This window comes from Sphingopyxis sp. CCNWLW2 (genome assembly GCF_037095755.1).
In the GTDB taxonomy this organism is placed as follows: domain Bacteria; phylum Pseudomonadota; class Alphaproteobacteria; order Sphingomonadales; family Sphingomonadaceae; genus Sphingopyxis.
In genome coordinates, this window is the sequence record NZ_JBAWKJ010000001.1 from 1323520 (window position 1) to 1347919 (window position 24400).

General features: G+C 66.5%; 30 protein-coding genes. 14 read left to right on the forward strand and 16 right to left on the reverse strand.

Annotation, left to right across the window (positions count from 1 at the left end):
• Positions 1 to 173: 173 nt before the first annotated feature.
• From flgB to V8J55_RS06300, 14 genes are all read left to right on the forward strand, one after another.
• The gene (gene flgB / locus V8J55_RS06235; protein ID WP_336444797.1) at positions 174 to 527 is read left to right on the forward strand and encodes a flagellar basal body rod protein FlgB; all 354 of its coding nucleotides are present in this window, start codon (positions 174 to 176) and stop codon (positions 525 to 527) included.
• The gene (flgC, locus tag V8J55_RS06240) at positions 524 to 934 is read left to right on the forward strand and encodes a flagellar basal body rod protein FlgC (protein WP_037512556.1); all 411 of its coding nucleotides are present in this window, start codon (positions 524 to 526) and stop codon (positions 932 to 934) included. Before flgB ends, flgC begins: the two co-directional genes overlap by 4 nt.
• Position 935: 1 nt before the next feature.
• Positions 936 to 1238, forward strand: a complete 303-nt coding sequence (locus V8J55_RS06245) for a flagellar hook assembly protein FlgD (RefSeq protein ID WP_336444798.1) — start codon at positions 936 to 938, stop codon at positions 1236 to 1238.
• Between the two features lie 28 nt (positions 1239 to 1266).
• Entirely contained in the window at positions 1267 to 2094 is an 828-nt protein-coding gene (locus V8J55_RS06250) for a flagellar hook basal-body protein (protein WP_336444799.1), read from the forward strand.
• Positions 2095 to 2129: 35 nt separating this feature from the next.
• On the forward strand, positions 2130 to 2873 hold the full coding sequence (flgF, locus tag V8J55_RS06255) for a flagellar basal-body rod protein FlgF (protein WP_336444800.1): 744 nt from the start codon (positions 2130 to 2132) through the stop codon (positions 2871 to 2873).
• A gap of 12 nt (positions 2874 to 2885) precedes the next feature.
• The gene (gene flgG / locus V8J55_RS06260) at positions 2886 to 3671 is read left to right on the forward strand and encodes a flagellar basal-body rod protein FlgG (protein WP_336444801.1); all 786 of its coding nucleotides are present in this window, start codon (positions 2886 to 2888) and stop codon (positions 3669 to 3671) included.
• Positions 3652 to 4311 (forward strand): flagellar basal body L-ring protein FlgH, encoded by a 660-nt coding sequence (locus V8J55_RS06265; RefSeq protein ID WP_336444802.1) that lies wholly within the window; start codon positions 3652 to 3654, stop codon positions 4309 to 4311. The genes flgG and V8J55_RS06265 overlap by 20 nt, the downstream gene beginning before the upstream one ends.
• Positions 4312 to 4325: 14 nt before the next feature.
• The gene (locus V8J55_RS06270) at positions 4326 to 5435 is read left to right on the forward strand and encodes a flagellar basal body P-ring protein FlgI (RefSeq protein WP_137890161.1); all 1110 of its coding nucleotides are present in this window, start codon (positions 4326 to 4328) and stop codon (positions 5433 to 5435) included.
• Positions 5432 to 5749: a rod-binding protein gene (locus V8J55_RS06275; protein WP_336444803.1), complete on the forward strand. Its 318-nt coding sequence runs from the start codon at positions 5432 to 5434 to the stop codon at positions 5747 to 5749. Before V8J55_RS06270 ends, V8J55_RS06275 begins: the two co-directional genes overlap by 4 nt.
• The gene (gene flgK, locus V8J55_RS06280) at positions 5746 to 7071 is read left to right on the forward strand and encodes a flagellar hook-associated protein FlgK (RefSeq protein WP_336444804.1); all 1326 of its coding nucleotides are present in this window, start codon (positions 5746 to 5748) and stop codon (positions 7069 to 7071) included. Before V8J55_RS06275 ends, flgK begins: the two co-directional genes overlap by 4 nt.
• A gap of 15 nt (positions 7072 to 7086) precedes the next feature.
• Positions 7087 to 7917, forward strand: a complete 831-nt coding sequence (locus V8J55_RS06285) for a flagellin N-terminal helical domain-containing protein (protein ID WP_336444805.1) — start codon at positions 7087 to 7089, stop codon at positions 7915 to 7917.
• A 102-nt stretch (positions 7918 to 8019) separates the two neighbouring features.
• Complete coding sequence (gene motA, locus V8J55_RS06290; protein ID WP_336444806.1) at positions 8020 to 8883, forward strand: flagellar motor stator protein MotA; 864 nt, start codon at positions 8020 to 8022, stop codon at positions 8881 to 8883.
• Entirely contained in the window at positions 8883 to 9731 is an 849-nt protein-coding gene (locus V8J55_RS06295) for a flagellar motor protein MotB (RefSeq protein WP_336444807.1), read from the forward strand. The genes motA and V8J55_RS06295 overlap by 1 nt, the downstream gene beginning before the upstream one ends.
• A gap of 196 nt (positions 9732 to 9927) precedes the next feature.
• Positions 9928 to 10989, forward strand: a complete 1062-nt coding sequence (locus tag V8J55_RS06300; protein WP_336444808.1) for a sigma-54 interaction domain-containing protein — start codon at positions 9928 to 9930, stop codon at positions 10987 to 10989.
• 222 nt (positions 10990 to 11211) lie between these two features.
• On the opposite strand, the gene V8J55_RS06305 is transcribed toward V8J55_RS06300, so the two are convergent.
• Genes V8J55_RS06305 through fliF form a run of 16 tightly spaced genes read right to left on the reverse strand, consistent with a single transcriptional unit; the run spans position 11212 to position 24397 of the window.
• A complete protein-coding gene (locus tag V8J55_RS06305) occupies positions 11212 to 11601 on the reverse strand; it encodes a flagellar export chaperone FliS (protein WP_058539400.1) in 390 nt (129 codons plus the stop codon).
• 25 nt (positions 11602 to 11626) lie between these two features.
• A complete protein-coding gene (gene fliD, locus V8J55_RS06310; RefSeq protein ID WP_336444809.1) occupies positions 11627 to 12997 on the reverse strand; it encodes a flagellar filament capping protein FliD in 1371 nt (456 codons plus the stop codon).
• 45 nt (positions 12998 to 13042) lie between these two features.
• Complete coding sequence (gene flhB, locus V8J55_RS06315) at positions 13043 to 14182, reverse strand: flagellar type III secretion system protein FlhB (protein WP_336444810.1); 1140 nt, start codon at positions 14180 to 14182, stop codon at positions 13043 to 13045.
• A 3-nt stretch (positions 14183 to 14185) separates the two neighbouring features.
• Positions 14186 to 14965 carry a flagellar biosynthetic protein FliR gene (gene fliR / locus V8J55_RS06320; protein ID WP_336444811.1) on the reverse strand — a complete coding sequence of 260 codons (780 nt, stop codon included), beginning with the start codon at positions 14963 to 14965 and terminating at the stop codon, positions 14186 to 14188.
• Positions 14966 to 14972: 7 nt separating this feature from the next.
• Positions 14973 to 15242, reverse strand: coding sequence for a flagellar biosynthetic protein FliQ (locus tag V8J55_RS06325; RefSeq protein ID WP_037512577.1), 270 nt, complete (start codon positions 15240 to 15242; stop codon positions 14973 to 14975).
• Between the two features lie 4 nt (positions 15243 to 15246).
• Positions 15247 to 16017 carry a flagellar type III secretion system pore protein FliP gene (gene fliP, locus V8J55_RS06330; protein WP_336444812.1) on the reverse strand — a complete coding sequence of 257 codons (771 nt, stop codon included), beginning with the start codon at positions 16015 to 16017 and terminating at the stop codon, positions 15247 to 15249.
• Positions 16007 to 16285 (reverse strand): flagellar biosynthetic protein FliO, encoded by a 279-nt coding sequence (locus V8J55_RS06335; protein WP_037512580.1) that lies wholly within the window; start codon positions 16283 to 16285, stop codon positions 16007 to 16009. Before V8J55_RS06335 ends, fliP begins: the two co-directional genes overlap by 11 nt.
• Positions 16285 to 16620, reverse strand: coding sequence for a flagellar motor switch protein FliN (fliN, locus tag V8J55_RS06340; RefSeq protein ID WP_336444813.1), 336 nt, complete (start codon positions 16618 to 16620; stop codon positions 16285 to 16287). The genes V8J55_RS06335 and fliN overlap by 1 nt, the downstream gene beginning before the upstream one ends.
• Entirely contained in the window at positions 16613 to 17563 is a 951-nt protein-coding gene (locus V8J55_RS06345) for a flagellar motor switch protein FliM (RefSeq protein ID WP_336444814.1), read from the reverse strand. The genes fliN and V8J55_RS06345 overlap by 8 nt, the downstream gene beginning before the upstream one ends.
• Complete coding sequence (locus tag V8J55_RS06350) at positions 17560 to 18165, reverse strand: flagellar basal body-associated FliL family protein (RefSeq protein WP_336444815.1); 606 nt, start codon at positions 18163 to 18165, stop codon at positions 17560 to 17562. The genes V8J55_RS06345 and V8J55_RS06350 overlap by 4 nt, the downstream gene beginning before the upstream one ends.
• Positions 18166 to 18182: 17 nt before the next feature.
• Positions 18183 to 19358 carry a flagellar hook-length control protein FliK gene (locus tag V8J55_RS06355; protein ID WP_336444816.1) on the reverse strand — a complete coding sequence of 392 codons (1176 nt, stop codon included), beginning with the start codon at positions 19356 to 19358 and terminating at the stop codon, positions 18183 to 18185.
• On the reverse strand, positions 19358 to 19804 hold the full coding sequence (locus V8J55_RS06360; RefSeq protein WP_336444817.1) for a hypothetical protein: 447 nt from the start codon (positions 19802 to 19804) through the stop codon (positions 19358 to 19360). The genes V8J55_RS06355 and V8J55_RS06360 overlap by 1 nt, the downstream gene beginning before the upstream one ends.
• On the reverse strand, positions 19801 to 21132 hold the full coding sequence (locus V8J55_RS06365; protein ID WP_336444818.1) for a FliI/YscN family ATPase: 1332 nt from the start codon (positions 21130 to 21132) through the stop codon (positions 19801 to 19803). Before V8J55_RS06365 ends, V8J55_RS06360 begins: the two co-directional genes overlap by 4 nt.
• Complete coding sequence (locus tag V8J55_RS06370) at positions 21129 to 21728, reverse strand: FliH/SctL family protein (protein ID WP_336444820.1); 600 nt, start codon at positions 21726 to 21728, stop codon at positions 21129 to 21131. The genes V8J55_RS06365 and V8J55_RS06370 overlap by 4 nt, the downstream gene beginning before the upstream one ends.
• Positions 21721 to 22752 carry a flagellar motor switch protein FliG gene (fliG, locus tag V8J55_RS06375; RefSeq protein WP_336444822.1) on the reverse strand — a complete coding sequence of 344 codons (1032 nt, stop codon included), beginning with the start codon at positions 22750 to 22752 and terminating at the stop codon, positions 21721 to 21723. The genes V8J55_RS06370 and fliG overlap by 8 nt, the downstream gene beginning before the upstream one ends.
• Positions 22745 to 24397 (reverse strand): flagellar basal-body MS-ring/collar protein FliF, encoded by a 1653-nt coding sequence (gene fliF, locus V8J55_RS06380; RefSeq protein WP_336444823.1) that lies wholly within the window; start codon positions 24395 to 24397, stop codon positions 22745 to 22747. The genes fliG and fliF overlap by 8 nt, the downstream gene beginning before the upstream one ends.
• Between the last annotated feature and the right edge of the window lie 3 nt (positions 24398 to 24400).

Genomic DNA, 24400 nt, shown 5'->3' on the forward strand with positions numbered 1-24400 from the left:
CGAGCCAAGTGCGCCACAATCATGGCATCGCATTAAATAACTGAAAAATATTGATAAATGCCATTTGGCATGGCCATTGCATAATGCCTTGGTGTTTTTCCGCGCGTCCGTGCCAACCGGCCGGATCCCGGTGAAAGGCCCCGCCGCCGGATGGCGGCAAGCGAAGGAATGTGATGATGGCATCCGAGAAACTCTTTGGCCTGCACGCCACCGCGCTGCAGCTGCGCAGCCAGCGCATGATGATGCTCGCGTCGAACATCGCGAACTCCGCGACGCCGGGCTACAAGGCGCGCGACCTCGATTTCGCCAAGGCGCTCGACCTGGCGCAGCAGGGCGGCTCGACCGCCAATGCCATAGAGGGCGCGATCAGCTATCGCGTCCCCGTACAGGCGTCGCTCGACGGCAACACCGTCGAAATGGCGACCGAGCAGACCGCCTACGCCGAAAACGCGCTCGCCTATCGCTCGAGCCTGTCGTTCCTCAGCGGGCGTATCAACACGCTGTCGCGCGCGCTCAAGGGCGAATGACGATGAACGGCAACTTCTCCGTCTTCGACATCAGCGGCCGCGCGATGTCGGCGCAGCTCGTCCGGCTCAACACCACCGCGTCGAACCTCGCCAATGCGGGAACGGTCGCGGGCAGCGAGGCCGGCGCCTTCCGCTCGCTGAAGCCGGTGTTTCGCACCGTGATGGACGACCATGGCCGCGCGACGGTCCAGATCGACCAGGTCACGACCTCGAAAATGGCACCGTCGAAACGCCACGATCCGTCGAACCCGCTCGCCGATGCCGACGGCAACGTCTGGGAAGCCGCGGTCGATAGCGCCGCCGAACTGGTCGAGATGGTCGAGACCGCGCGCCAGTATCAGAACAATGTCCAGGTCCTCGAAACCGCCAAGGGCCTGATCAACGAAACCCTCAGGATGGGACAGTAAAATGAGCGTCAACAGCATCACCAACAATAGCAACCCGGTGTTCCAGCCCAAGGGCGGCAAGCAGATGGATCAGGGCGACTTCATGCGCCTGATGACCGCACAGCTGTCGCAGCAGGATCCGTTTAACCCGGTCGATAACCAGCAGATGGTTGCGCAGATGGCGCAATTCTCGAGCCTCGCCGGGATCAGCGAGACGAACACGGTGCTCGCAAAGATTTCGGAGCAGCTCATCGCGCAGACCCAGCTGCTCAAGGACATCAAGGCGGCCACACCGGCACCCACGCCGACGCCGCCCACCACCTAAGCTCCCCATTTTCAGGAAGGATTAGTCCATGTCATTCTATACTTCGCTTTCGGGCCTCAAGGGCGCGCAGACCGACATGTCGGTCATCTCGAACAATATCGCGAACGCCGGCGCGATCGGCTTCAAGCGCAGCAAGGCGCAGTTCGGCGATATCTTCGCCTCGTCGCCGACGCAATCGACGAAGATGATCGCGGGTCAGGGCACGCGCCTCAACGGCATCACCCAGCAGTTCACGCAAGGGTCGTACGAAGCGAGCGAAAAGACGCTCGACCTCGCGATCGTCGGCGAAGGCATGTTCATCGTGAAGGGCGAGCCGCCGCGCGAGGCGATCAGCTATACGCGTAACGGCTCGTTCGAACCCACCCCCGACCGCTATGTCATCGATTCGACGGGCGCGAAGCTGCAGCTTCTTCCGATCGACGCGAACGGCAATGTCACGAACAACACGCTCGCCGGCGCCTTTGACCTCCGTCTGCCCACGGGTGCGCCGAGCGACCCGGCCTCGGGTCTCGTCAACGTCACGATCGGCCTCGACGGCCTCGTCACCGCGACCTTTGCGAACGGTGAAGACCAGAAGCTCGGCAAGGTCGCGATGGCGACCTTCCCGACGATGTCGGGTCTGCGCCCGACGGGCGACGCGCACTGGCAGTCGACGGGCGAAAGCGGCCCGCCGACGATCGACGCCGCGACCAATGGCCCGATGGGCGCGGTCCGCTCGGGCGCGCTCGAACGTTCGAACGTCGATATCACCGAGGAACTGGTGATGCTGATGGCGGCGCAGCGCAATTTCCAGGCGAATGCCAAGGCGATCGAGGGCGCGTCGCAGCTGACCCAGACGATCATCGGCATGCGCTGACGCGCTGCTGACCGCCGCCTGCCGGGAGACTATCGATGGACCGCCTTATCTATACCAGCCTTGCCGCGATGCGGGGCAGCATGTCCCGGCAGACGGCGATCGCCAACAATCTGGCGAACGCCCAGACGCCGGGCTTCCGCGCTGACATGGCGAGCGCGCAGTCGCTGTGGCTCGATGGCAGCGGGCTCGACGCGCGCGCCATGGCGTCCGAAGAAGTGCTCGGCGCCGATATGAAGGCGGGCACGGTCACCCAGACGGGGCGCGACCTCGACATCGCGATGCAGGGCGATGCGCTGCTCGTGGTGCAGGCGAAAAATGGCGAAGAAGCCTATACGCGGCGCGGCGATCTCCAGATTTCGCCAAGCGGGCTGCTCACCACCGGCGACGGCAATCCCGTTCAGGGCGGCCAGGGTCCGGTGACGATCCCGCCCGCCGACGCGATCACGATCGACCAGGAAGGCCGTGTGTGGATCGTGCCGCAGGGCGGTGATCCCGAAAATCCGCAGGAGGTCGACCGGCTGCGGCTCGCGACTCCGACGGGGTCGGACATCGCCAAGGGGCTCGACGGCCTGTTTCGCGTGAAGGGCGGGGGCATCCTGCCCGACGATCCCGAAGCGCGGCTTCTGACCCGCTCGATCGAAGGATCGAACGTCACCGCCACCGCCGCGCTCGTCGAGATGATCGAGGCGAGCCGCAGCTGGGACACCCAATTGAAGATGATCGGCGACGTCCGCGACATGGACAGCGCGACCGCCAATCTGATGCAGCTTCCCCGTTAAGGAGATTATGAAATGAGTATCGGTGCCTTGCACGTCGCGCGGACCGGTCTGGATGCCCAGGGCTTCCGGATGCAGGTGATCGCCAACAACCTCGCCAACGTCAACACCACGGGCTTCAAGCGCGACCGCGCGAGCTTCGAGACGCTGAGCTATCAGATGATGACGCAGGCGGGCGCGCCGTCGACGGCGGAAAACCGCTATGCGACCGGGCTCAACCTCGGCACCGGGGTCGCGCTCAACGGCACCGCGCGCATGGATACGCAAGGCACCTTCCAGACGACGGGCAACGGGCTCGACGTCGCGATCGACGGCGCCGGCTATTTTCAGGTCGAAATGCCCGACGGGCGCACCGGCTATACCCGCGCGGGCAATTTCGGTCGCTCACCCGACGGCACGATCGTGACCTCGGACGGCAAGCCGATGACGCCAGCGATCCAGATTCCCGAAGATGCCAGCAATGTGACGATCGGGCTCGACGGCACCGTGTCGGCGACCGGCGCCGACGGCACCGCGCTCGAACTCGGGCGGATCGAGATCGCGCGCTTCGCCAACCCGGCGGGCTTGCAGGCGATCGGCGGCAATTTGCTCGTCGAGACGCAGGCCTCGGGCGCGCCGCTCGTCGGCGGTGCGGGCGAGGAAGGCCGCGGCACGCTGCGCGGCGGGATGCTCGAAGGCTCGAACGTCAATGTCGTCGAGGAACTCGTCGACATGATCGAGACGCAGCGCGCTTATGAGGTCAATTCGAAGATGATCTCCGCCACCGACGAGATGATGAAAAATGCGTCGCAGACTCTCTAATCTGGTGATGCTGGCCCTCGTGGTTGCGCCGTTTGCGGCGCACGCGAAGGACAAGCTGCCGCCCGACGCCTTTTCGGTTTCGATGCCGCCGCCGCCGCCATCGCCGCCGGCGAACGGCTCGATCTTTCAGGGCAGCTATGTCGCGCTCACCTCGGGCGGGCGTGCAGGCGCCGTCGGCGATATCGTCACGATCCAGCTCGTCGAACGCACCGCCGCGACCAAAAGCAACGCCGCGGGTACGCAGCGCGACGGCGATATCGGCCTGACGCCGCCGACCACCGGCCCGCTGTCGCTGTTCAACCCCAGCGATATCGCGATGGGCGGCAGCCAGGCGTTCAAGGGCAAGGGCGACGCGTCGCAGTCGAACGCGCTGTCGGGCGAAGTCAGCGTCACGATCGCCGCCGTGTATCCGAACGGGACGATGTTCGTGCGCGGCGAAAAGCTGCTCACGCTCAACCGCGGTGACGAACGCGTCCAGATTTCGGGGATCATCCGCGCGATCGACATCAGCCCCGACAACCGCATCCTGTCGACGCGCGTCGCCGATGCCAAGATCCGCTACGTCGGCAAGGGCGAGATCGCCCGCGCGAGCCAGCAAGGCTGGCTGCAGCGCTTCTTCTCGATCATCAGCCCGTTCTAACAGAGGAATTTGAAGTGACCCAGCGTCCGACCCTGTTCACCCTTTTTGCGCTCCTGCTCGCGAGCTTCGCCTTTGCGGCGCCCGCGCACGCCGAGCGCATCAAGGACATGGGCCAGTTCCAGGGCCTGCGCGCCAACCAGCTCACCGGCTACGGCATTGTCGTCGGCCTTGCGGGCACGGGCGACGACAGCCTCGACTATTCGACGCTGGGCATGAAGGGCGCGGTGTCGCGCTTTGGCCTGACATTGCCGCCGGGGGTCAATCCGGCGCTGAAGAATGCCGCGGCGGTGATGATCACCGCCGAATTGCCGCCCTTCGCCAAGCCCGGCCAGCGCCTCGACGTCACCGTGTCGGCGATCGGCAAGTCCAAAAGCCTGCGCGGCGGCACGCTCGTGCTCGCGCCGCTTTATGGCGCCGATGGACAGATTTATGCGATGGTGCAGGGCAATCTCGTCATCGGCGGACTCGGCGTCGATGCCGCCGACGGATCGAAGCTGACGGTCAATGTGCCGTCGAGCGGCCGCATCGCGGGCGGCGCGACGGTCGAACGCGCGGTCGACACCGGCTTTGCGACGTCGAGCTATCTGACCTTCAACCTCCACCAGTTCGATGCGACCAATGCCAAGCGGGTGACCGATGTGATCAACGCCGCGCTGCCCGGCTCGGCATCGATGATCGACGGCGCCAGCATTGCGATCCGCACGGGCGGCAACGGCGACGAACGCATCCGGCTGATCTCGCAGATCGAGAATCTGGGCGTCCAGCGTGCTGAGCCGCCCGCGAAGGTCATCGTCAACGCCCGCACCGGCACCGTCGTGATCAACGGCGCGGTCCGCGTCGGCACCGCCGCGGTGACGCAGGGCAAGCTGACCGTCTCGATCAAGGAATCGCCGATGGTCGTGCAGCCCGCACCGTTCAGCCGCGGCCAGACCGCGGTCGAGGAGTCGAGCGAGATCAGTGTCGAGCAGGACTATCGTCCGGTGATGCTGGTCAAGCCGACCGCTTCGCTTTCCGAACTCGTCGATGCGATCAATCGCATGGGCGTTCCCCCGGGCGACCTTGTCGCCATCCTCGAGGCGCTGAGCCAGGCCGGCGCGCTCACTGCGGAACTGGTGATCATATGACGAGCCCTATTTCTTCGATCGGTGCCACGCCGACGCCCGCGGCTGCCGGCGGCGGCGATGGCGGGCTGCGCAAGGCGGCCGAGGCGTTCGAAGCCGTGATCCTGCGCCAGCTGATGGCGTCGATGCGGCAGGCGAAGCTCGGCGACGATATATTGGGGTCGAGCGCGACCGACAATTTCCGCGAAATGGCCGACGCGCGCACCGCCGACAGCCTCGCCGCGATGCGCCAGTTCGGGATCGCCGACATGGTCGAGCGGCAGTTTCGCGGTCAGCTTGCGAGCCACGCCGGTCGCTCTGGGGGAGGCGTGCAATGAGCGACCTGCTCGGCATCGGCTATAGCGGGCTCAAGGCCTATTCGCGTGCGCTCTCGACGATCGGCGACAATATCGCCAACGCCCAGACCCCCGGATATGCGCGGCGCCGGCTCGAAATGATGGAAGCCGTCGGTGGCGGCAATTCGATCTTTTACCGCGGCAATACCAATCCTGGCGGGGTCGACATTCGCGGCATCGACCGCTCGGTCGATCAGTGGCTGATCGAGGATTCGCGCATCACCTCGGGCGACGCCGAACGCTCGGCGACGAAGCTCTCCTGGCTCGACAAGGTCGAAGGCGCGCTCAGCGACGAAACCAATGGTATCAAGACCGGGCTCACCAAGCTTTATACCACCGCCGACCAGTTGACCGCCGATCCGACGAACCGGACGCTGCGTGCGCAGTTCCTGCAATCGGTCGACGATATCGCGTCGGGCTTTCGTACCGCAGCGAACCAGCTAGACAAGATGGGCGAGGGGATCGAGGGCGCGGCCGCGAGCACGGTCGACCAGTTCAACAGCAATCTGAATGCGCTCGAACAGATCAACATCGGACTGCGCAAGGCGCGGCCGGGCTCGACCAACGAGGCGAGCCTGCTCGACGAACGCGACCGGCTGCTCGACAAATTGTCGTCGCAGGCGGGCGTCAGCCCGACCTTCGACAATAATGGCGCGGTGACGCTGCGCGCGGCCGGATCGGGCGATCTGCTCGTCGGCGGCGGCGTGGTGAACCCGATTTCGGTCACTGCGGCACCCGACGGGCGCCTGTCGTACAGCGTCGGCGGTTCGCCGCTCGCGATCTCGACCGGCTCGCTTGCCGGCCTTGCCGAAGGTGCGAACCATGTCGCCGACCAGCGCGCGTCGCTCGACACGATGGCGACGCAGTTCGCCAGCCAGCTCAACGCCGCGCATCAGGCGGGCACCGACGCCAATGGCAATCCGGGGCAGCCGCTGTTCACCGGCACCAGCGCGGCAACGCTGACCGCCGCGACGCTGACCCCCGATCAGGTGGCGGCGGCGAACGCGTCGGGCAGCAACGGCAATATGCTCGCGCTCGGTGCGATGCGCGGAGCGAACGATCCCGAAGCGCGCTGGTCGGGCCATCTGGCGACACAGGCGCAGGCCGTGTCGTCGGCGCGGGCGCAGGACGCCGCCGCGGCGACGCGCGCCGATGCCTCGGCCGCGGCGCGCGATGGCGTCAGCCAGGTCGACCTCGACACCGAAGCCGCCGAACTGCTGCGCTTCCAGCAAGCCTATTCGGCCGCCGCGCGCACGATCCAGGTCGCGCGCGAAACCATGCAAACATTGCTCAGCTCGCTCTAAGGAAGGGTCAGGACCATGATCAACGCCGTGGGCAACCGCATGACGCGCGAAATCGCGCGCCAACAGAAACTCGCCGACGCGCTCGAGCGGACGCAGATTCAGATTTCGGGCGGCAAGAAGCTGCTGCGCATGTCCGACGATCCCGTCGCAGCGCGGCGGATCGCGACGATCGGCACGACGCAGGCGAGCATGACCGCCTGGTCGGCCAATGTGAACGCGGCCGACGCGCTGGTGTCGCAGGCCGATGGCGTGATGAAATCGGTCAGCAACCTGATGATCCGTGCGCGCGAGCTGACGCTTTCGGCAGCAAGCGATACGACAAATCCCGCCGACCGCGCGACGATCGCCGCCGAACTCGGCACGATCGCCGACGAGCTCGATGCGCTCGCCGCGACACGCGATTCGAACGGCGAGCCCGTGTTCGCGACCGGCACCGCGCGCGTGATGCGCTTTGATTCGGATGTCAGCTTCGCCCCGGTTCCGTCGGCAGCCGACGTTTTCGTCGTCGGCGGAAACAGCCTGTCGACCGGCATTCGCGATGCGGCCGCCGCGGTTGCGGCGGGCGACAAGGCGATGATGGGCACGGCGATCACGGCGCTCGACACCGCGATCAGCCATGCCGCCGATAAGCATGCCGAAATCGGCCTTGCGGGCGGGCGGCTCGACCGCATCGCCGACGGGCTCGCGGCGCGCGGGATCACGCTCAAGGACGAACGATCGTCGGTCGAGGACACCGACCTCGATGTCGCGATCGCGCAGCTCAATGCCCAGGATCTGACGCTGCAGGCGGCGCAGGCGGCCTTTGCGAAGATCAACCGGCAGAGCTTGTTCGATATTTTGAACTGACGCCCCTCAATTTTTCGGCGCCGCTGCCGTTACTCATCAAGACGTCCCTGAATTTGCGGGGGCCGGCTTCGACAGCCGGGTCCGAATGGAGTTTGCTCGCACATGTTTCCCGTTGTCGGCATTGTCGTACTGATCCTGCTGGTCTTCGGGGGCTTCGCGCTGACCGGCGGCAATCTGGGCCCCGTCATGCACGCGCTGCCGCACGAAATGCTGATCATCGGCGGTGCGGCACTCGGCTCGCTGATCATCGGCAATTCGGGCGCCGACCTGAAGGCGCTGGGCGGCGGGCTCGCCAAGGTGTTCAAGGGGCCGCAGTATAAGAAGCAGGATTATCTCGACTGCATCCTGCTCGTCTCGACCTTGATGAAGATGATGCGCACCGAAGGACCCGTTGCCGTCGAGCCGCATATCGAGGATCCGAAAAACTCGACGATCTTCCAGCAATATCCCAAGCTTTTGAAGGACGACACCCTCGTCCACCTGATCTGCGACACGCTGCGCCTCGTCGTCGTGTCGTCGGGTACGCTCGATCCGCACGCGGTCGAAGAGGTGATGGATAATGCGCTGAAGAGCCACCATCATCATTCGATGAAGCCCGCCGAAGGTCTGCAGAGCCTTGCCGATGCGCTTCCCGCGCTCGGCATCGTCGCCGCGGTGCTCGGCGTCGTGAAGACGATGGGCTCGATCGACAAGCCTCCCGCGATCCTGGGCGCGATGATCGGCTCGGCGCTCGTCGGCACTTTCCTCGGCGTGCTCCTCGCTTATGGTCTCGTCGGCCCGTTCGCGACGCGCGCCAAGGCGGTGATCGAAAGCGACGCCGCCATCTATCATACGGTGAAGCAGCTGATCATCGCGTCGCTTCACGGCCATCCGCAGCCGCTGGTGATCGAGGCGGCGCGTTCGGGCGTCGACCATCATAACCAGCCGAGCTTTGCCGAAGTATTCGATGGAATGCGGGGTCGCTGATGGCCGCGCGTCCCAACATGCCGCGGCCGATCATCGTCAAGAAGGTGATCCAGCAGGCGCACGGCGGCCATCATGGCGGCGCGTGGAAGGTCGCCTATGCCGACTTCGTCACCGCGATGATGGCCTTCTTCCTTTTGATGTGGCTGCTCGGTGCGACGAACGAGGCGCAGCGCAAGGCGCTCGCCGACTATTTTGCACCGACGATCGTCCAGACAAAGACCGAGACCGCCGGCTCGACGGGCCTGTTCGGTGGCGACTCGCTGGTCGCGGCGGACAAATACCCACATGGCGCGGCGCAGACGGGCACGCGCGCCATGACGATTCCGCGCGATGCCGCGGGCGGACCGCGCGAAGCGTCGGGGCGCGAGCGCGCGAGCGACAAGGAGCAGTTCAAGAAGCTGGCCCAGACGCTGATCGATCAATTGCAGGCAAAGAACGACCTCAAGCGCCTGGCGCCGAACCTGCGTTTTACCGAAACGCTCGAGGGGCTGCGTATCGACGTCGTCGACGATGCGGATTTTTCGATGTTCGTGATGGGCACCAGCCAGCTGACCCCCGATGGCGCCCGGCTGTTCAGCGAAATCGCGAAGCCCGTTGCGGCGGTGACGAACCGGGTGATGATCCGCGGCCACACCGACGCCGCGCCCTGGTCAGCGAAGTCGGGCACGAACAACTGGCGCCTGTCGGTCGACCGGGCCGAGGTTACGCGCCACTATCTGGAGTTTCGCGGCATCGCCTCGGATCGCTTTTCGCGAATCGAAGGGGTTGCCGATCGCGAGCCCTATGTCCCCTCCGACCGATTCGATCCGCGCAACCGCCGCATCTCGATCACGCTGGGCTGGCGTTAGTCGCATGACAATTAGTGCCAGTTTGGCAGCATATTGGAGATAGTTAACGCGATTGCGCGTCAATTACTTCCAATCTGGCAATATCTCTTTATTTTGAATGAGTTAGCTAACGCCGGGTAAGCTTTCGTTTACCAATTTCGTCAATTCCTCAATCCATCGAAGGGGGCACCGAGCGGGCGGTGCGGTGGAGACTGAAATGACTGTGGGGCAGAATAACAATATGGCGCTCGAAGCGCTGATCATCGGCACGAGCCCGGCGACCTGCCGGTTGCGCGAGATGATCCGCCGCGTGGCGCGCTCGAATGCCTCGGTCATGCTCTGCGGCCCCTCGGGCTCGGGCAAGGAACTTGTTGCCCGTGCGATCCACGACGAAGGCGCCCGTGCCGGCAAGGCCTTTTCGGCGATCAACTGCGGTGCGATCCCCGGCGAACTGATCGAATCCGAACTTTTCGGGCATGAAAAGGGCAGCTTCACCGGCGCCCATGCCCGCCGCATCGGCCATTTCGAAGCGACCGAGGGCGGCACGCTCTTTCTCGACGAAATCGGCGACATGCGTTTCGACATGCAGGTCAAACTGCTCCGCGTGCTCGAAGACCGGACGATCGTCCGCGTCGGCAGCAGCGACGTGAAGGCCGTCGACGTCCGCGTCATTTCGGCCACCCACCAGGATCTCGGCGCCGCGATCGCCGATGGAAAATTCCGCGAAGACCTGTTCTTCCGGCTCGGCGTGGTTGTGCTCCAGGTCCCCAGCCTTGCCAACCGCGTCGAGGATATTCCCGCGCTCATCCGCCATTTCCAGCGCCAGATGCCCGCCGACGCCAAATGCCGCTTCGACGATGCGGCGATGGCGCTGCTGATGGCGCACGCATGGCCGGGCAATGTCCGCGAACTCAGGAATTTCGTAGAGCGCGCCAGCGTTCTCCATGGCGGCGAGACGCTCGGTCTCGACGACGTCGCCATGCTTTTGAACCCCACCGCAGCGCTAGCACCGCGACGGGCTGTCCCCACCAGCCCCGTCGCGGTGCCGGCCAGCGTGGAAGAAGTCGCGGCTCCGGCCGCGGCGCACGCCAAGACGCCGGCGCCGGGCCGCCCGATCGACCTCAAGCGCGAGATCGAAACGATCGAACTCGAACAGATCCACGTCGCGCTCGACCTTGCCGACGGCATCATTTCGGAAGCGGCGCGCCTGCTGACGCTGAAGCGCACGACGCTGATCGAGAAGATGCGCAAGTACGGCGTTCACCAGCAGGCCGCCTGACCCGGCCCGCGACACAAGTTTCAGCACCCGCTGAAAAAGGGAGCTCTGGTCCGCTCCCGCACCACCCGGCCGCCCGTCCCCACCATGGGCGGCCGGGTAACCAGCGGGCATTTGAATGAATGCGGCACCGGCCCGCTCCCCCACCCAGCCTCCCATAGAATACTATGTCGGGAGGCTGGGTGGGGGAGCGGGCCGGTGCCGTTCCACGTCAGTGGAAAAACTCTATCGAAGCTGGCGCCAGGCGGCACTGATCGTCAAAATTCCTTCGAGCAGCTCGGCAAGGCCCTCGGCGCTATTCGCGGCGACGGCATCGTCGAGTTTGCGGCGCATGCTGCGATAGACGCGCGACAGCGCGGTGGCGACATCGCCGCCCTTGTCGCGGTCGAGCCCCGCGTCGAGGCCGATCAGGATCGCGCGCGCGCGGTGCGCGGGCTCGGTCGCCGAGACGCGCTGCCCCTGCCGGATCATCGCGCCCAGCACGCCCACGGCGGTCTCCAGCTCGTCATAGAGCATGGTGACCAGCTCGACGGGGTCGGCTGCGGCGGCGCGGCTTTCATGCTGCAATCGGCGATAAAGCCCGGTCGCCCGGACGGTCGAGGCGGTAGCGTTCACGGCGGCGGTCCCCAAGTCCTAATATTTAGTCGTTACCCTGGTTCGTCCAGAGTTTGATTTGCTGTTCAAGATAGGTCTGCGTCGCCTTGAACGCCGCGAGCTTGGCTTCGAGCGTGCCATATTGCTTTTCGAGCCGCGCTTTATAGGCACTCTCGCGCTCCTCGATTTTCTCGAGCTGATCGGCGAGATTTTCCTTTTTCGCGTCGAGCGATTTCGAGACGCGATCGATCACGCCATTGGCGCCGACCGCCTTGTCGCGGATCGCGTCGAGTGCAAAGGCGATACCCGGATCGCTCAGCTCGGTGTGCGTGGCATCGCGGCGCGGGTTGAACAACGCCTCGACTGCGCCGGCGTCGCTGGCGAGCACCTTGTCGAGCTTGGCATTGTCGACCGAAAGCAGGCCGTCCCTCGTTGTCGAAATGCCGATGTCGGACAGCCTGTTGATGCTGCCGTGGCTCGAAAGCACCTTGTTGACCAACCCCTGCAGCTCGCGTTCGAGCTCGCGCAGCGATGCGGTCGATCCCGACATGCTGGAAGCCGATGTCAGGCTCTTTTTCAGCTGGTTATAGACCGAGACGAAATCGCCGACGGTCTGCTTGATCATGTCGAGCGGCCGGCTGGCACCGATGTCGACGGGCTGCCCGGGGGCCGCCTTCTTGAGCGTCAGCGACATGCCCGGGACGACGTCGTCGATGATGTTGGTCGCGCGGCTGAAGGCGACGCCATCGATCGTGAATTCGGCGTTGGCGGCGCTCTGACCCTCGGTCATCCCGCCCGCGGTCGCAAAGGCGGAGAGGCCGGGATCGGCGCCGGCGTCGGCGGCCAGCGTAAAGGCACCCGTTTCGCCCGTCGGACCTTTCAGGATCAGCCGGTGGCCGCCCTCGTCGGCGATGATCGACGCGGTCACGCCGGCGCCGCTCGCGTTGATCGCATTGGCCAGACCCTCGAGGCTGTTGTTCGTGGCGCCGATGGTGATCGTCTTGGCGACGCCGCCGACGGTCAGCGTCATCGTGCCCGCACCGATCGCGGCGGTACGGTCGGCGACGACGGCGGAATAATTGGTCTGCGCGCGCGCGAGCTGCGTCACGACGACGGTCGCGGCGAAGCTGTCGGCCGACAGGCCGGCGCGGCTGGTGGCGCTGAGCACGCTTTCGTCGGAAACGGTCGGCGTGCTGCGCAAGGTGCCGTCGCTGACCATCTGGCTCAGCGAATCGGCGAAGCCGTCGAGATTCGATCGCGCCTGCGCCAGCGCGCTGATCCGCGTCTGGTTCGCCTGGTTGAGTGAGTTCATGCGCGCAATTTTCGGGTCGCGCGACGCGTTCGACAGGTCGGTGACGAGCTGTTTGACGTCGAGGCCCGACCCGAAGCCGAGGCTGTTGGCGATTGAACTGACCATGGCAAAATATCCTTCGAACCCCTTAACGGCGGCGCGCGGACAAGTTTAAGCCTGACGGCGGCCTTCGGGATCGAAACGATGCGAAGACGGCACATCGACCGCGGGGGGCGGCGTGCCTTCGGCCGCCGCGCGTTCGAGCTGGAACACAAAGGCGAGCACGGTTGCGACCGCGACGAACAATTCCTCGGGGATCACGCGCCCGGCGCGCGCGGTGAAATAGATCGCGCGCGTGAGCGCCGGATATTCGAGCAACGGGACATTGGCACCGCGCGCCAGCTCGCGGATCGACAGCGCGACATCGCCGCGCCCGCGCGCGACAACGACGGGCGCGGCATCGACCCCGGGGCGATAGCGCAGCGCGACCGAAAAATGCGTCGGGTTGGTGAGGACGACGGTCGCGTCGGACACCGCCTTGCGCGCCGACCCGCTCAATATGTCGTGCGCGCGCTGGCGCTGTGCCTGCTTGAGTTCGGGGGCGCCGTCGGACTGGCGCATTTCCTCTTTCACTTCCTGCTTACTCATCATCAGCCGCTTGTTGCGCTGGAACCATTGCACCGGCACGTCGATCAGCGCGATGACGACCAGCCCGCCGGCGAGCGTCAGCATCGCATGGCCGATTTCCTTTCCGGCCAATCCGATCGCCGCCATCAGGTCGGTCGACGCCATCGTCATAATCGCGGGCAGGCTCTTCAGGACGAGCCAGTAACCGACGGTGCCGAGCAGCAGAACCTTGGCGAGTGCCTTGCCGAGCTCGGTGACGCCCTGCATCCCGAACATGCGCTTGAGCCCGGCCATCGGGCTCATCCGGTTGCCCTTGAAGTGAAGCGCCTTGCCGCGCCAGCCCATCGAACCGAGCATCGCCGGACCGGCAACCGCGGCGCCGAGCGCGAGCGCGAACAGGCTCGCGAGCGGGAGCAGGATTTCGGCGCCGTTGCGCATCAGCGCCTCGGCGGGCGCAAAATCGGCGACGTCGGCGGCGGTCAATGTCAGGCCGCGGCGCAGGAGGTCGCCCGCCGACTGGACGAACCAGCCGCCCGCGGCGACCATCCAGCCCGCGGCGGCGAGCATCATCAGCGCCGTCGCGAGCTCGCGCGACATCAGCACATCGCCTTCGCGCGCCGAGTCCGACAGCTTCTTCGCCGTCGGCTGTTCGGTTTTCTGGTCCTTCTCGGTCGTGCCCGCCATGGCCTAGATTCCAGCGACCATGCGCGCGGCGTCGAGCGCGTCGGACAGGATGCGCGCGATCGCCTCGGCCATCGCCGGCGTCGCGACGCCGAGCAATATGATCCCGGCGAGCAGGGTCGCGGGAATGCCGACCGCGAAGAGGTTCAGCGCCGGCGCCGAGCGGCCGATGACGCCCATGATGATCTGGACGAGGATCAGCACGAAGCCGACCGGCATCGCGATGGTGAGCCCCGCGGCGAACATCAGGCTGCCGAAGCGGATCAGCCCGCCGATGGCGTCCCAGGACGGAAAGGCGTTGCCGGGCGGGAGCGCGGTGTAGCTGCTCACGATGATGTCGATCAGCACGAGGTGGCCGTCGGCGGCGAGGAAGAGCGCGGTGGCCATCATCGACAGGAACTGGCCGATCGCCGAACTCGATGCCCCGCTCAGCGGATCGACCATCGACGCGAAGCCAAGGCCCATCGCATTGCTGATCGCCTCGCCCGCGAGCAGGGCGGCGGCGAGGCCCATCTGGAGCACGAATCCCATCGCGAGGCCGATCACGACCTCGCCGATGATGAGGAAAAAGCCCGGGACCGATACGATCCCCTCGGGCGGCAGTGCCATGCCCGATGCCGCGACCGCGGGCACCCCGACCGCGAGTGCGATCACCAGCCGCAGCTGCACCGGCACGCTCGTCGCGCCGAACACCGGCGCGGCGATGAAGGCGGCGCCGGGACGGATCATCCCCAGCATCCACAGCTGGAGCATCGCCTCGATATTCGGGATGTCGGCGGGGTTCATCGACGTCCTAGCGGACGAGCGCCGGGATTTGCGCGAAGATTTCGCGGGTGAAATCGGTGAGCAGAACAAGGATACTGCCCCCGAAGATCGCGAGGCAGATCGCCGCGACGATCAGCTTCGGCACAAAGGTCAGCGTCTGTTCGTTGATCGACGTCGCCGCCTGCACCATGCCGAGCAGTACGCCGATGACGAGCACGGGCAGCAACAGCGGCGCCGAGGCGAGCGCGAGAATCCACAGCGATTGCTGCGCCACGCCGATGAAATAGTCCGCCTCCACGTCGCTAACTCACGAAAGAGGAAGCGAGCGAGCCCATCGTCAATGCCCAGCCGTCGACGAGGACGAAGAGCAGGAGCTTGAATGGCATCGATATGATCGTTGGCGACAACATCATCATACCGAGCGACATCAGCGCCGAGGCGACGATCAGGTCGATGACGAGGAAGGGCAGGAAGATCAGGAAGCCGATCTGGAACGCGGTCTTGAGCTCGCTGGTGACAAAGGCGGGCAGCAGGATCGAGAAGGGCACGTCCGCGGGACGAGCATAGGTCGGCGCTTTCGCGATCTTCGCGAACATCATCAGGTCGGTCTTGCGCGTCTGCTTCATCATAAAGCCGTGGAGCGCGGTGCCCGAGCGCGACACCGCCTCGCCGATATCGATCTGTTCCTGGCCATAAGGTTCGATCGCGACGCGATTCACCTCGGTAATCACCGGCGCCATCACGAACAGCGAGAGGAACAAACTCAAGCCTACCAGCACCTGGTTCGGCGGCGTCTGTTGCAATCCCAGCGCATGGCGCAGGATCGACAGCACGATGATAATGCGCGTGAAGCTCGTCATCATCAGCAGCAGCGACGGCAGCACCGTCAGCAGGCTCATCAGGACGAGGATCTGGAGCGAGAGGCTCAAGGGACGGCCGTCGCCGCCGATTTCGCCCACCGCGCGGCTCAGCCCGTCGGCCGCCTGCGCATAGGCGGCGGGCGCGGCACAGAGCAGCGCGGCGCCGCCGGCGAGCGCGGCGGTGCGCAGCCAGAAGCGGCGATCAGTCCGCATGGAAATCGCCCTGGCTGTCGTCGGCGATCCGCGTGATGCCGTTGCGCGACACCGCGATCAGCACGCGCTGCCCGGCAAATTCGACCACCGCGAGCTTCGATCCGGGGCCGAGCGGCAGCACGTCGATCATTTCGACGGCGCGCGCCTTGGTGCCGCCGCCAACGAGCGGCACGCCCATCTGGACGCGTTTCCACAGCCACAGGCTGCCCCACGCCATGCCGCCGACGAGCGGCAGCAGGATGAGCAGGCGGAGGATATATTCGAACATCAGGCTCTCCGCTCGAAACCTTCGAGCCCGCGCGCCGGCGCGACGACTTCGGCGACCTGGATGCCATAGCGGCCGTCGATGCTGACGATTTCTCCCTTCGCGATCAGCGTGCCGTTCGCATAAATGTCGAGCAGGTCGGTCGCGGCGCGGTCGAGTTCGATCACGCTGCCTTCGTCGAGCGCGAGCAGTTCGGAGAGCGTCATCGACGTCGACCCCACCTCGACCGACACGCGCAGCGAAACGCCGGCGAGCAGGTCGAAATTGGGCGCGGCGGCGATGCTCTTGTCGCGCCGGTCGGCGCGCGCGATCTTCGGGGCGTCGCTGATATCAGTCATGGTCCGGTCCTTTTTCGATATGTTCGATCATAATCGCGGCGTTGCCATTGGCTTCGCCGATGCTGCCGAACGCGAAGTTGCGCCCGGCGACGGTCACCGGCACGTGGCGCGGCATATTGAGCGGGATGATGTCGCCAACCTCGAGCGCGAGCAGCTTGACGAGGCTGATCTCGGGGCGTGCGAGCACCGAGCGGACGGGCATGCGCACGTCGCGCAGTGCCTTGTCGAGCGCGCCCGACCAGGCCGGATCGGCGCCGCCATTTGCCTGCATGTCGGGGAGCAGTTCGTCGCCCGCGATCCCGCGCAGCGCGGCGACCGGATAGGCGCACATGATCGTCCGCCCCTCGAACGGGGCGCCGCGCAGCGTGAAGCGCTGGACGAACAATTCATCGTCGGCGCGCACCGCGGCGAGCTTGGCGGGATCGGCGGTGACGCAATCGAGTTCGGGTTCGATGGCCAGCTTGCCGCGCCATGCGGCGGCGAGCTGCATCCCGATGTCGCGGCCGAGGCGCGCCGCGAAGCGATCCTCGGCGTCGGTCAGCTCTTCGCGTTCGGCGGCGAGCTGGCCGCGGCCGCCATAAAAGATGTCGACAAGCTGGAGAAGCAGCGAGCGCGAACCCGCGAGCAGCACCGGACCCTTGAGCGGCGGTGCATGATAACGCCAGAAGATCGCAGGGGCCGCCGATGCGCTCCACTCGGCAAAGCTCATCTGTTCGGCGCCCGATCGTTCGATCTGGATCGCCGGCGCGCCGAGCGCGCGGACGAGGTCGCGCAGGCTGCGCGCAAACTGGTTCGCCACGCCTTCGAGCGCGGGGAAGGCATAGCCGTCCGCTGCCCTGCGCAGCAGCAGGGACTCCTTCGTCTCCGCAGGCGCGGCCGCAGCTGCGGGTGCAGGTGCGGCCGGTGCCTTCACGGCTTTGACGGTTTTCGTGCTGGTGGTCACTGAATCACCAGGCTCGTGAAATAAACATTGTCGACGCCCCCGAAACCTTCCTTGTCGCGCAGCACATCGTTGATCGCGGCCGTCAACTGACGTTGCAGCCGCTGTTTCCCCTGCGATGTGGAGAGCAATGCCGGATCCTGTTCGGCGAGCACCATAAGCACGACCGAACGGATCGGAACAGCCTGCCGTTTGATATTATTGATAACCTTGCCGTCGTAGAAGGTCGAAAGGCTGATACCGACCTGCAGGAAGCCCGACCCGTCGGCCAGATTCGTCGTGAAGCTGTCGGCGATCGGATAATAGGTGATCTCATATTTCTTGGGATCGACCTTATACTTGTCGTTCGGGACCGACACCGTGCCGACCTTTGGCGGGGCTTCCTTGTCGTCGCCCTCGGCGGCGGGTTCGGGGTCTTCCTTGCTGCGCACGACGAGCTTGGGATAATTATCCTCGGGCTTCGCCTCGTGCGCCTGCAGCGCGCCGAAATAGATGCCCGCACCCGCGCCCGCGCCGATCAGCGCGATCGCGGCGACGCCGATCAGCAGCAGCTTCTTGAACTTGCCCTTTTTCTTGGGGGCGCCTTCGACAATATCCTTGGCCATGATGGGACCCTTTCTGATCAGGCGAAGCGGCCGCGGCGGTCGGCGGCGCGGTCTTCGTCACGCGGCTCGGCGCGTTCGGTGGCGGTTTCGATAAGATGCGCGGGGTCAGCCGCGGCGGAGCGGCCCTGACCCTGGCCCTGGCTTTGCGACTGGCGTCCGGTCTCGCCCGGTGTGCAGGTCACTTCGGCGCCCGCGACGCGAACACCCTGCTGGCGCAATTCTTCGACGAGGCGGCCCTGCGCGGCAGTGACGATCGTCGCGGTCGCTTCGTGACGCGTGTCCATTTTCAGCGACACGCCTTCGTCGCCCATCTGCATCGCGACGTCGAGGCGGCCGAGATGCTTCGGCATCAGGCGAAAGCTGATGTCGCCGCTGTCGGACTTGGTCGCGGCGATGTCGCGCGCGAGCTGGTCGATCCACGCGCCGTCGCTGTCCATGTCGAGGACGCGTTCGGCGATCACCGCGGGCGCGGCCGCTTCGATGCGCGTCGCGGCCCCCGGTGCGGCGGGCTGCGCGAAGAGGATCGTCATCGACGGCGCCGCTTCGGCGGGCTTGGCGGCGGGCGGCTCGGCGCCGGCGAGGATCGGCATCGCGGCATCGCGCGGGCGCGCGGCAACGGGAAGCGCGGAGGTGCTGGTGTCGGCCGGAGCCGCTGCGGCTTCCGCCGGTTTCGCGGGTTTCGCGGCCGTGGGGGTTGGCGCGGCGGGGATTGCGGCCGCCACGATCGCGGCCCAATTTGTGGTCGGCGCTGCCGCCACGGTCTCGCCGGTTTCCGCCGTGTCGGGCGATGCGGCTTCCGCGTCGGGCTTGGCCACCACCGGCTTGCCCGATGTCTGTGCGGGCGCGGCGGCGGGGATGCTGCCGTTCAGCGCGATCAGCAGGTTCGCGGCCAGCGCCGCCGGATCGGCTTTGGCCGGCTCGGCCTTCACAGCGGGGGTTTCGACGGGGACACCCGTTTCGACGGGAGCCTCGATTTGCGGGGCCGCGACGTCGACGGCCGGCGCGGGATCGATCTTGATCGTCGCCGTGGTGGCGGGATTCGCGATCGGCGCGACGGCGACCGGCGCGGCGGCGAGCAGCTGGTCGAAACCGCCTTCGCCGCCACCCTCGGGAAGCTGGCCGATGTTGGCGAGGAAGGTCGCGAAGCCTGCGGGCATGGCGCCCTGGACGGTGGGGAGAGAGGGTGCGCTCATCATGCCGCGCCGCCTTCGATCAGGCGCAGGCGCATGCCCGTGCGCGGGCGGTGCGGGCGGTTGGCGTCGTCGCGGCGTTCCTGTTCGACCTGCGCCGCCTTCCGGCTGCGTTCGTACAGGCGCACCGCCGATTCTTCCTTGACCATCGCGCTCTGTGCCAGCGCGCCCATCTGGTCGCGGCGCTCGCTGGCATTGCTCAGCGGCGCGGTCAGGCTTTCCTGCGCGATGTCGAGCCGCATCGCGAGTTCGCCGATCGTGTTGAGCGCGCGGCCGGCGACCGCACCCTTCGCCATCGCGAGGTCGACGCGCAGCGTTTCGAGCCGCTTCGCGAGTTCGACGAGGTTCGCCAGTTCGCCATTGGCGCGCGCCAGATTGGCCTCCGCCTGCTGATGTTCGACGGAGCGCACGCGGATGATACGTTTGCGGCGTGCGGTACGGGCGTTCATGCGGAATATCCTTCAATCAGGGCTTGGCGGGAAATATCGAAATCGACCTGCGCCTTGGCAGGCTGCGAAACATAGGCGAGCTGGTCGGCGTGGCGCGCGATCGCGGTGTCGAGCACCGGATCGGCGCCGGCGACGTAGGCGCCCATCAGCATCAGGTCGCGATTCTCTTCATAGAGCGACCAGAGCTGGCGGAAGCGCGCGGCGGCGGCGGCATGTTCGGGATCGACCGAATCGACCATCGTGCGCGACAGCGAACGCGCGACGTCGATCGCGGGATAGACGCCCTGTTCGGCGAGCTGGCGCGACAGGATGATATGGCCGTCGACGATCGCGCGCGCGCTGTCGACGACGGGGTCGTCGATGTCGCCGCCGTCGGCGAGCACGGTGTAGAGCGCGGTGACCGATCCGCCGGTTTCGCGGTCGATGCCGGCGCGTTCGCAGAGCGAAGGGATGAGCGCGAAGACCGACGGGGGATAACCCTTCATCGTCGGCGGCTCGCCCAAGGTCAGCCCGATCTCGCGCTGCGCATGCGCGACGCGGGTCAGGCTGTCGATCAGCAGCAGCACCTTCTTGCCCTCGGCGCGGAACGCCTCGGCGATCGCGGTCGCGCGCATCGCGGCGCGGAGGCGAAGCAGCGGCGGATGGTCGGCGGGAACCGCGACCACGACCGATTTTTTGCGCACTTCGGGGGGTAGCTTGGTTTCGACGAAGTCGCTGACCTCGCGGCTGCGCTCGCCGATCAGCCCGACGACGATGACGTCGCATTCGGTGCCGGCGATCATCTGGCCCATCAGCACCGACTTGCCGACGCCCGAGCCCGCGATGATCGCGACGCGCTGGCCTTCGCCGACGGTGAGCAGGCCGTTGATCGCGCGCACGCCCATGTTGAGCGGCTTGGTGACGCGGCCGCGGCGCAGCGGGTTGACCTTGCGCCCGGCGAGTGGCCACTGGAATTGCGACTGGATCGCGGGGCGGCCGTCGAGCGGATTGCCCTGCGCATCCATGATGCGGCCGAGCAGCGCCTTGCCGACGGGGACCATCGAGCTGGCGCCGTGCGGCTCGACCGGCGCGCCGGTGACCAGCGGCTTGTTCATGTCGAAGGGCAGGACGAGGCTGCGGTGGCCGCGGAAGCCGACGACTTCGCCATAGACATAGTCATTGTCGGCCGACTTGATGCGGACGTTGCTGCCCAGCGGCTGGGGGAAACCCGACACTTCGAGCATGATACCCTCGTGCGCGACGAGCGTGCCGATGCGGCGCGGGCTGGCGCCTGCGAGGTCGACGGGGTCGAGCAGCTGCTGCGCGCTCATGGCGAGGCGGCGCGTCATTCGGCGTGTCCCGTGCCGAGCGCGGTGCGCAGTTCGTCGAGATAGACGGCGCGGCCATGTTCGATCCAGCCGGTCGAGGTTTCGAGGCGGACGGTGCCGCGCACCATCGCGGGATCGCTCTCGACCGCCATCGCCAGCGGCGCGTCGGCGAGCAGCGCGGCGTCTTCGGGATGGACCCACAGGGTGCGCGCCTTGTCGGCGTCGGCGACCATCGCCGCGGCGGTTTCGGCCTGCGCCTGCAGCCATTCGGCGTCGATCGGCGCCGTATCGACGATCTGGCGGACCAGCCGTTCGACGGTTTCGGCGATCAGCTGCGCGAGCTCTTCGCTCGGCTCGTCCTGCAGCGCTTCGGCACCGGCGAGCAGCGCGAGCAGCTGGTGACGCTCGGCCACAAAGGCGACTTCGGCGAGACGCTGGCCTTCGGCGAGGCCAAGCGCGAAGGGATCGTCGACGTCGGGTTCGTCGAAACCTGCTTCGACGGGCTGCGCGGTGTGGGCCGCGGGCGCGAAGGACATCGGACGAAAGCCGCTGCCGCGTGCCATCGCGTCGGTGAGCGAGACGGGAGCGAAGCCGGCGTGGGCGGCGCGATCAGACATAGTCGTCGCCGCCGCCCGCGATCATGATTTCGCCAGCCGCCGCCATCTGGCGAACGATCTGCATCACGCTCTTTTGCGCATCGTCGACGTCGGCGCGCTTGACCATCGTCATTTCGGCCATTTCGTCGCGGATCGTTTCGGCGGCACGCTGCGACATGGTCGCGAGGCACATGTCGACCATCTCTTCGTCGGCACCCTTGAGCGCGATCGCGAGCTGGGCGGCATCGACCGAGCGCAGCACGCTGCTGAGGCTCTTCTTGTCGAGGTCGCGCAGATTTTCGAAGATGAACATCTCTTCCTCGATCGTCTGGGCGAGGATGCGGTCATGCTTCTTCAGCGAGCGGAGCGTGCGCTCCGAAAGCTGCTTCGGCATTTTTTTCATTATCTTGGCAACGTCGCTCGGGCCGCCGATCGCCTGCTTGGCGACGCGCTGGCCATCGACATTGGCGCTCGCGAGCACGGCTTCGAGATCCTCGATCGCCGCGGCGGGCACCGAGGTGAGCATTGCGGCGCGCAGCACCAGATCGGCCTGCAGCACTTCGTCGAGCGTCTCGATCGCGCGCGCGGCGACATCGGGGACGAGCACCGAGAGGATCAGCGCGCCGACCTGCGGATGCTCGCTGGCGAGCAGCCCGCTGATCGCGTCGACATCCATCCAGCGCAGCATTTCGAGCGACGCGGCGCTCCGCTGCGGCGCGACGGCGGCGAGGATATTGTCGGCGCGGACGTTGCCGACCGCTTCGTTGATCACGGTGCGGATGCGCGTGTCGGCGCCGATCGCGAGTGCGCTGACGTCGCGGCTGCGCGTCACAAAGCGGTCGAGCGCCTGCCCGATCTGCTGTTCGCTGGCATTGGCGGTGTCGAACATCGCTTTTGCCAGCTGGCGCACTTCTTCGGGGCCGAGCTGCTTCAGGATCGTCGCGGCTTCGCTTTCGTCGAGCAGCATCAGCAGGATCGCGGCGGCGGCCGATCCTTCGATCGCGGGCATGACGGGAGCGTTATCGAGTTCGGCGACTTCAGGCACGGGCGCCCTCCTGCATCAGGTGGCGGACGACGAGCGCGGCGCGCGCGGAGTCCTGACGGACGAAGGCGCGGACGAGGTTGGCGCGCGCTTCATAGCTTGGCGCCTGCTCGATCATCTCGAGGGTGATTTCGCGGCCGCCCTGACCGCTGGCGAGCGCCGGGCGGTTGGTGGCGGCGAGCAGCGACGCTTCGAGTTCCTGATTCTGCGCGATGCGCTTGGCGGCGCGTTCCTTGGCGGCGCGGATCATCGGGCGGCCGATGAACAGGAAGGCGAGCAGCGCGGCGAGGATCGCGCCGACCTGCTGGACCAGCGGCATGAACCAGCCCTGATCGTAAAAGGCGGGCGCGGTGTCTTCGACCGCGACGAACGGGCGCTGGTTGATCGCGACCAGATCGCCGCGCGTCGCGTCATATCCGACCGCGCCCTTCACCAGATTGTCGATCTTGGTGAGATCGGCCTGCGTCAGCGCCTTCTTGCCCTGATTGAGCGCGACCGCGACCGAGACGCGGCGCAGCTTGCCCTGCGGCGAGTGCGTCACCGAAATCTCGCGGCCGACTTCATAGGCGCGCGCGGCATTTTCATTGCTCTCGGTGCCGGGCGCCGGGGCGCCGGGCGGGACCGGCTGCGGACCGGTCGCGGTGACCGTTGTCGCCTGCGGCGGCTGGTTCGATAGCGCGCCGGGGATGCCGACCGCGGGGGCGCTCGTGCCGCTGGTCGAGCGCGTGATCTGTTCGCTGGTCAGCGCGCGGTCATTCTCGGGGAAGCTTTCGCGCGTCGCCTGGCTTTCGGACATGTCGACGTCGGCATGGACTTCGACGGTATAATTGCCGGCGCCGAGCATCGGGCCGAGCAAGGTGTCGAGCGCGCGGCGGAAGCGGTCCTCGACCTGCAGCTGCAGCTGGAACGCCTTCATGTCGCTGCCCGATGCGGTGTCGGAGAGCAAAGCGCCGCGCTGGTCGATCACCGACACCTGGTCGGCGTTCATGCCGGGGATCGACGAGGCGACGAGGAAACGGATCGCCTGGACCTGACCGTCGGACAGCGAGCGGCCGTTCTGCAAGGTCAGCATCACCGATGCGGTGGCGGGCTTGTCTTCGCGGACGAACAGGCTGGGTTCGGCGGCCGCGACATGGACGCGCGCGCTCTTGACCGCGTCGATCGTCTCGATCGTGCGCGACAGGTCGGCCTCGCGCGCCGAGCGCAGCGCTTCGCCTTCGATCGCGCGGCTCGACCCCATGGGGAGCGAAGCGATCAGGCTGTCGCCGCTCGGCGCCGCCTTGGGCAGGCCCTGTCCGGCGAGCGCGATGCGCGCCTGGTGGAGCTTGTCGGCGTCGACGGTCAGCGCGCCGGTGGTCGGGTCGATGCTGTGGCCGATGCCCTGCGTCTGCAGCGCGTCGGCGACCGCCGCCTTGTCGGTATCGTCGAGCCCGGCGAACAGCTGCGCCTGCGGCGCCGCCTGCATCGTGAAATAAGCGAGCGCGGCGATGCCGATCGCCGAGGTCATCGCGATCGCGGGCAGCGCGCGCTGGACAGCGGGCTGGCGCATGAACTGGGTCAACGGTGCGAGCCGGCCGCCCAGGACGGGGGCGGGGAGGCGGTTCGCGGCACCGTCGTCGACGGGGGTAAGGATCTGGGTTTCGGCCATGGA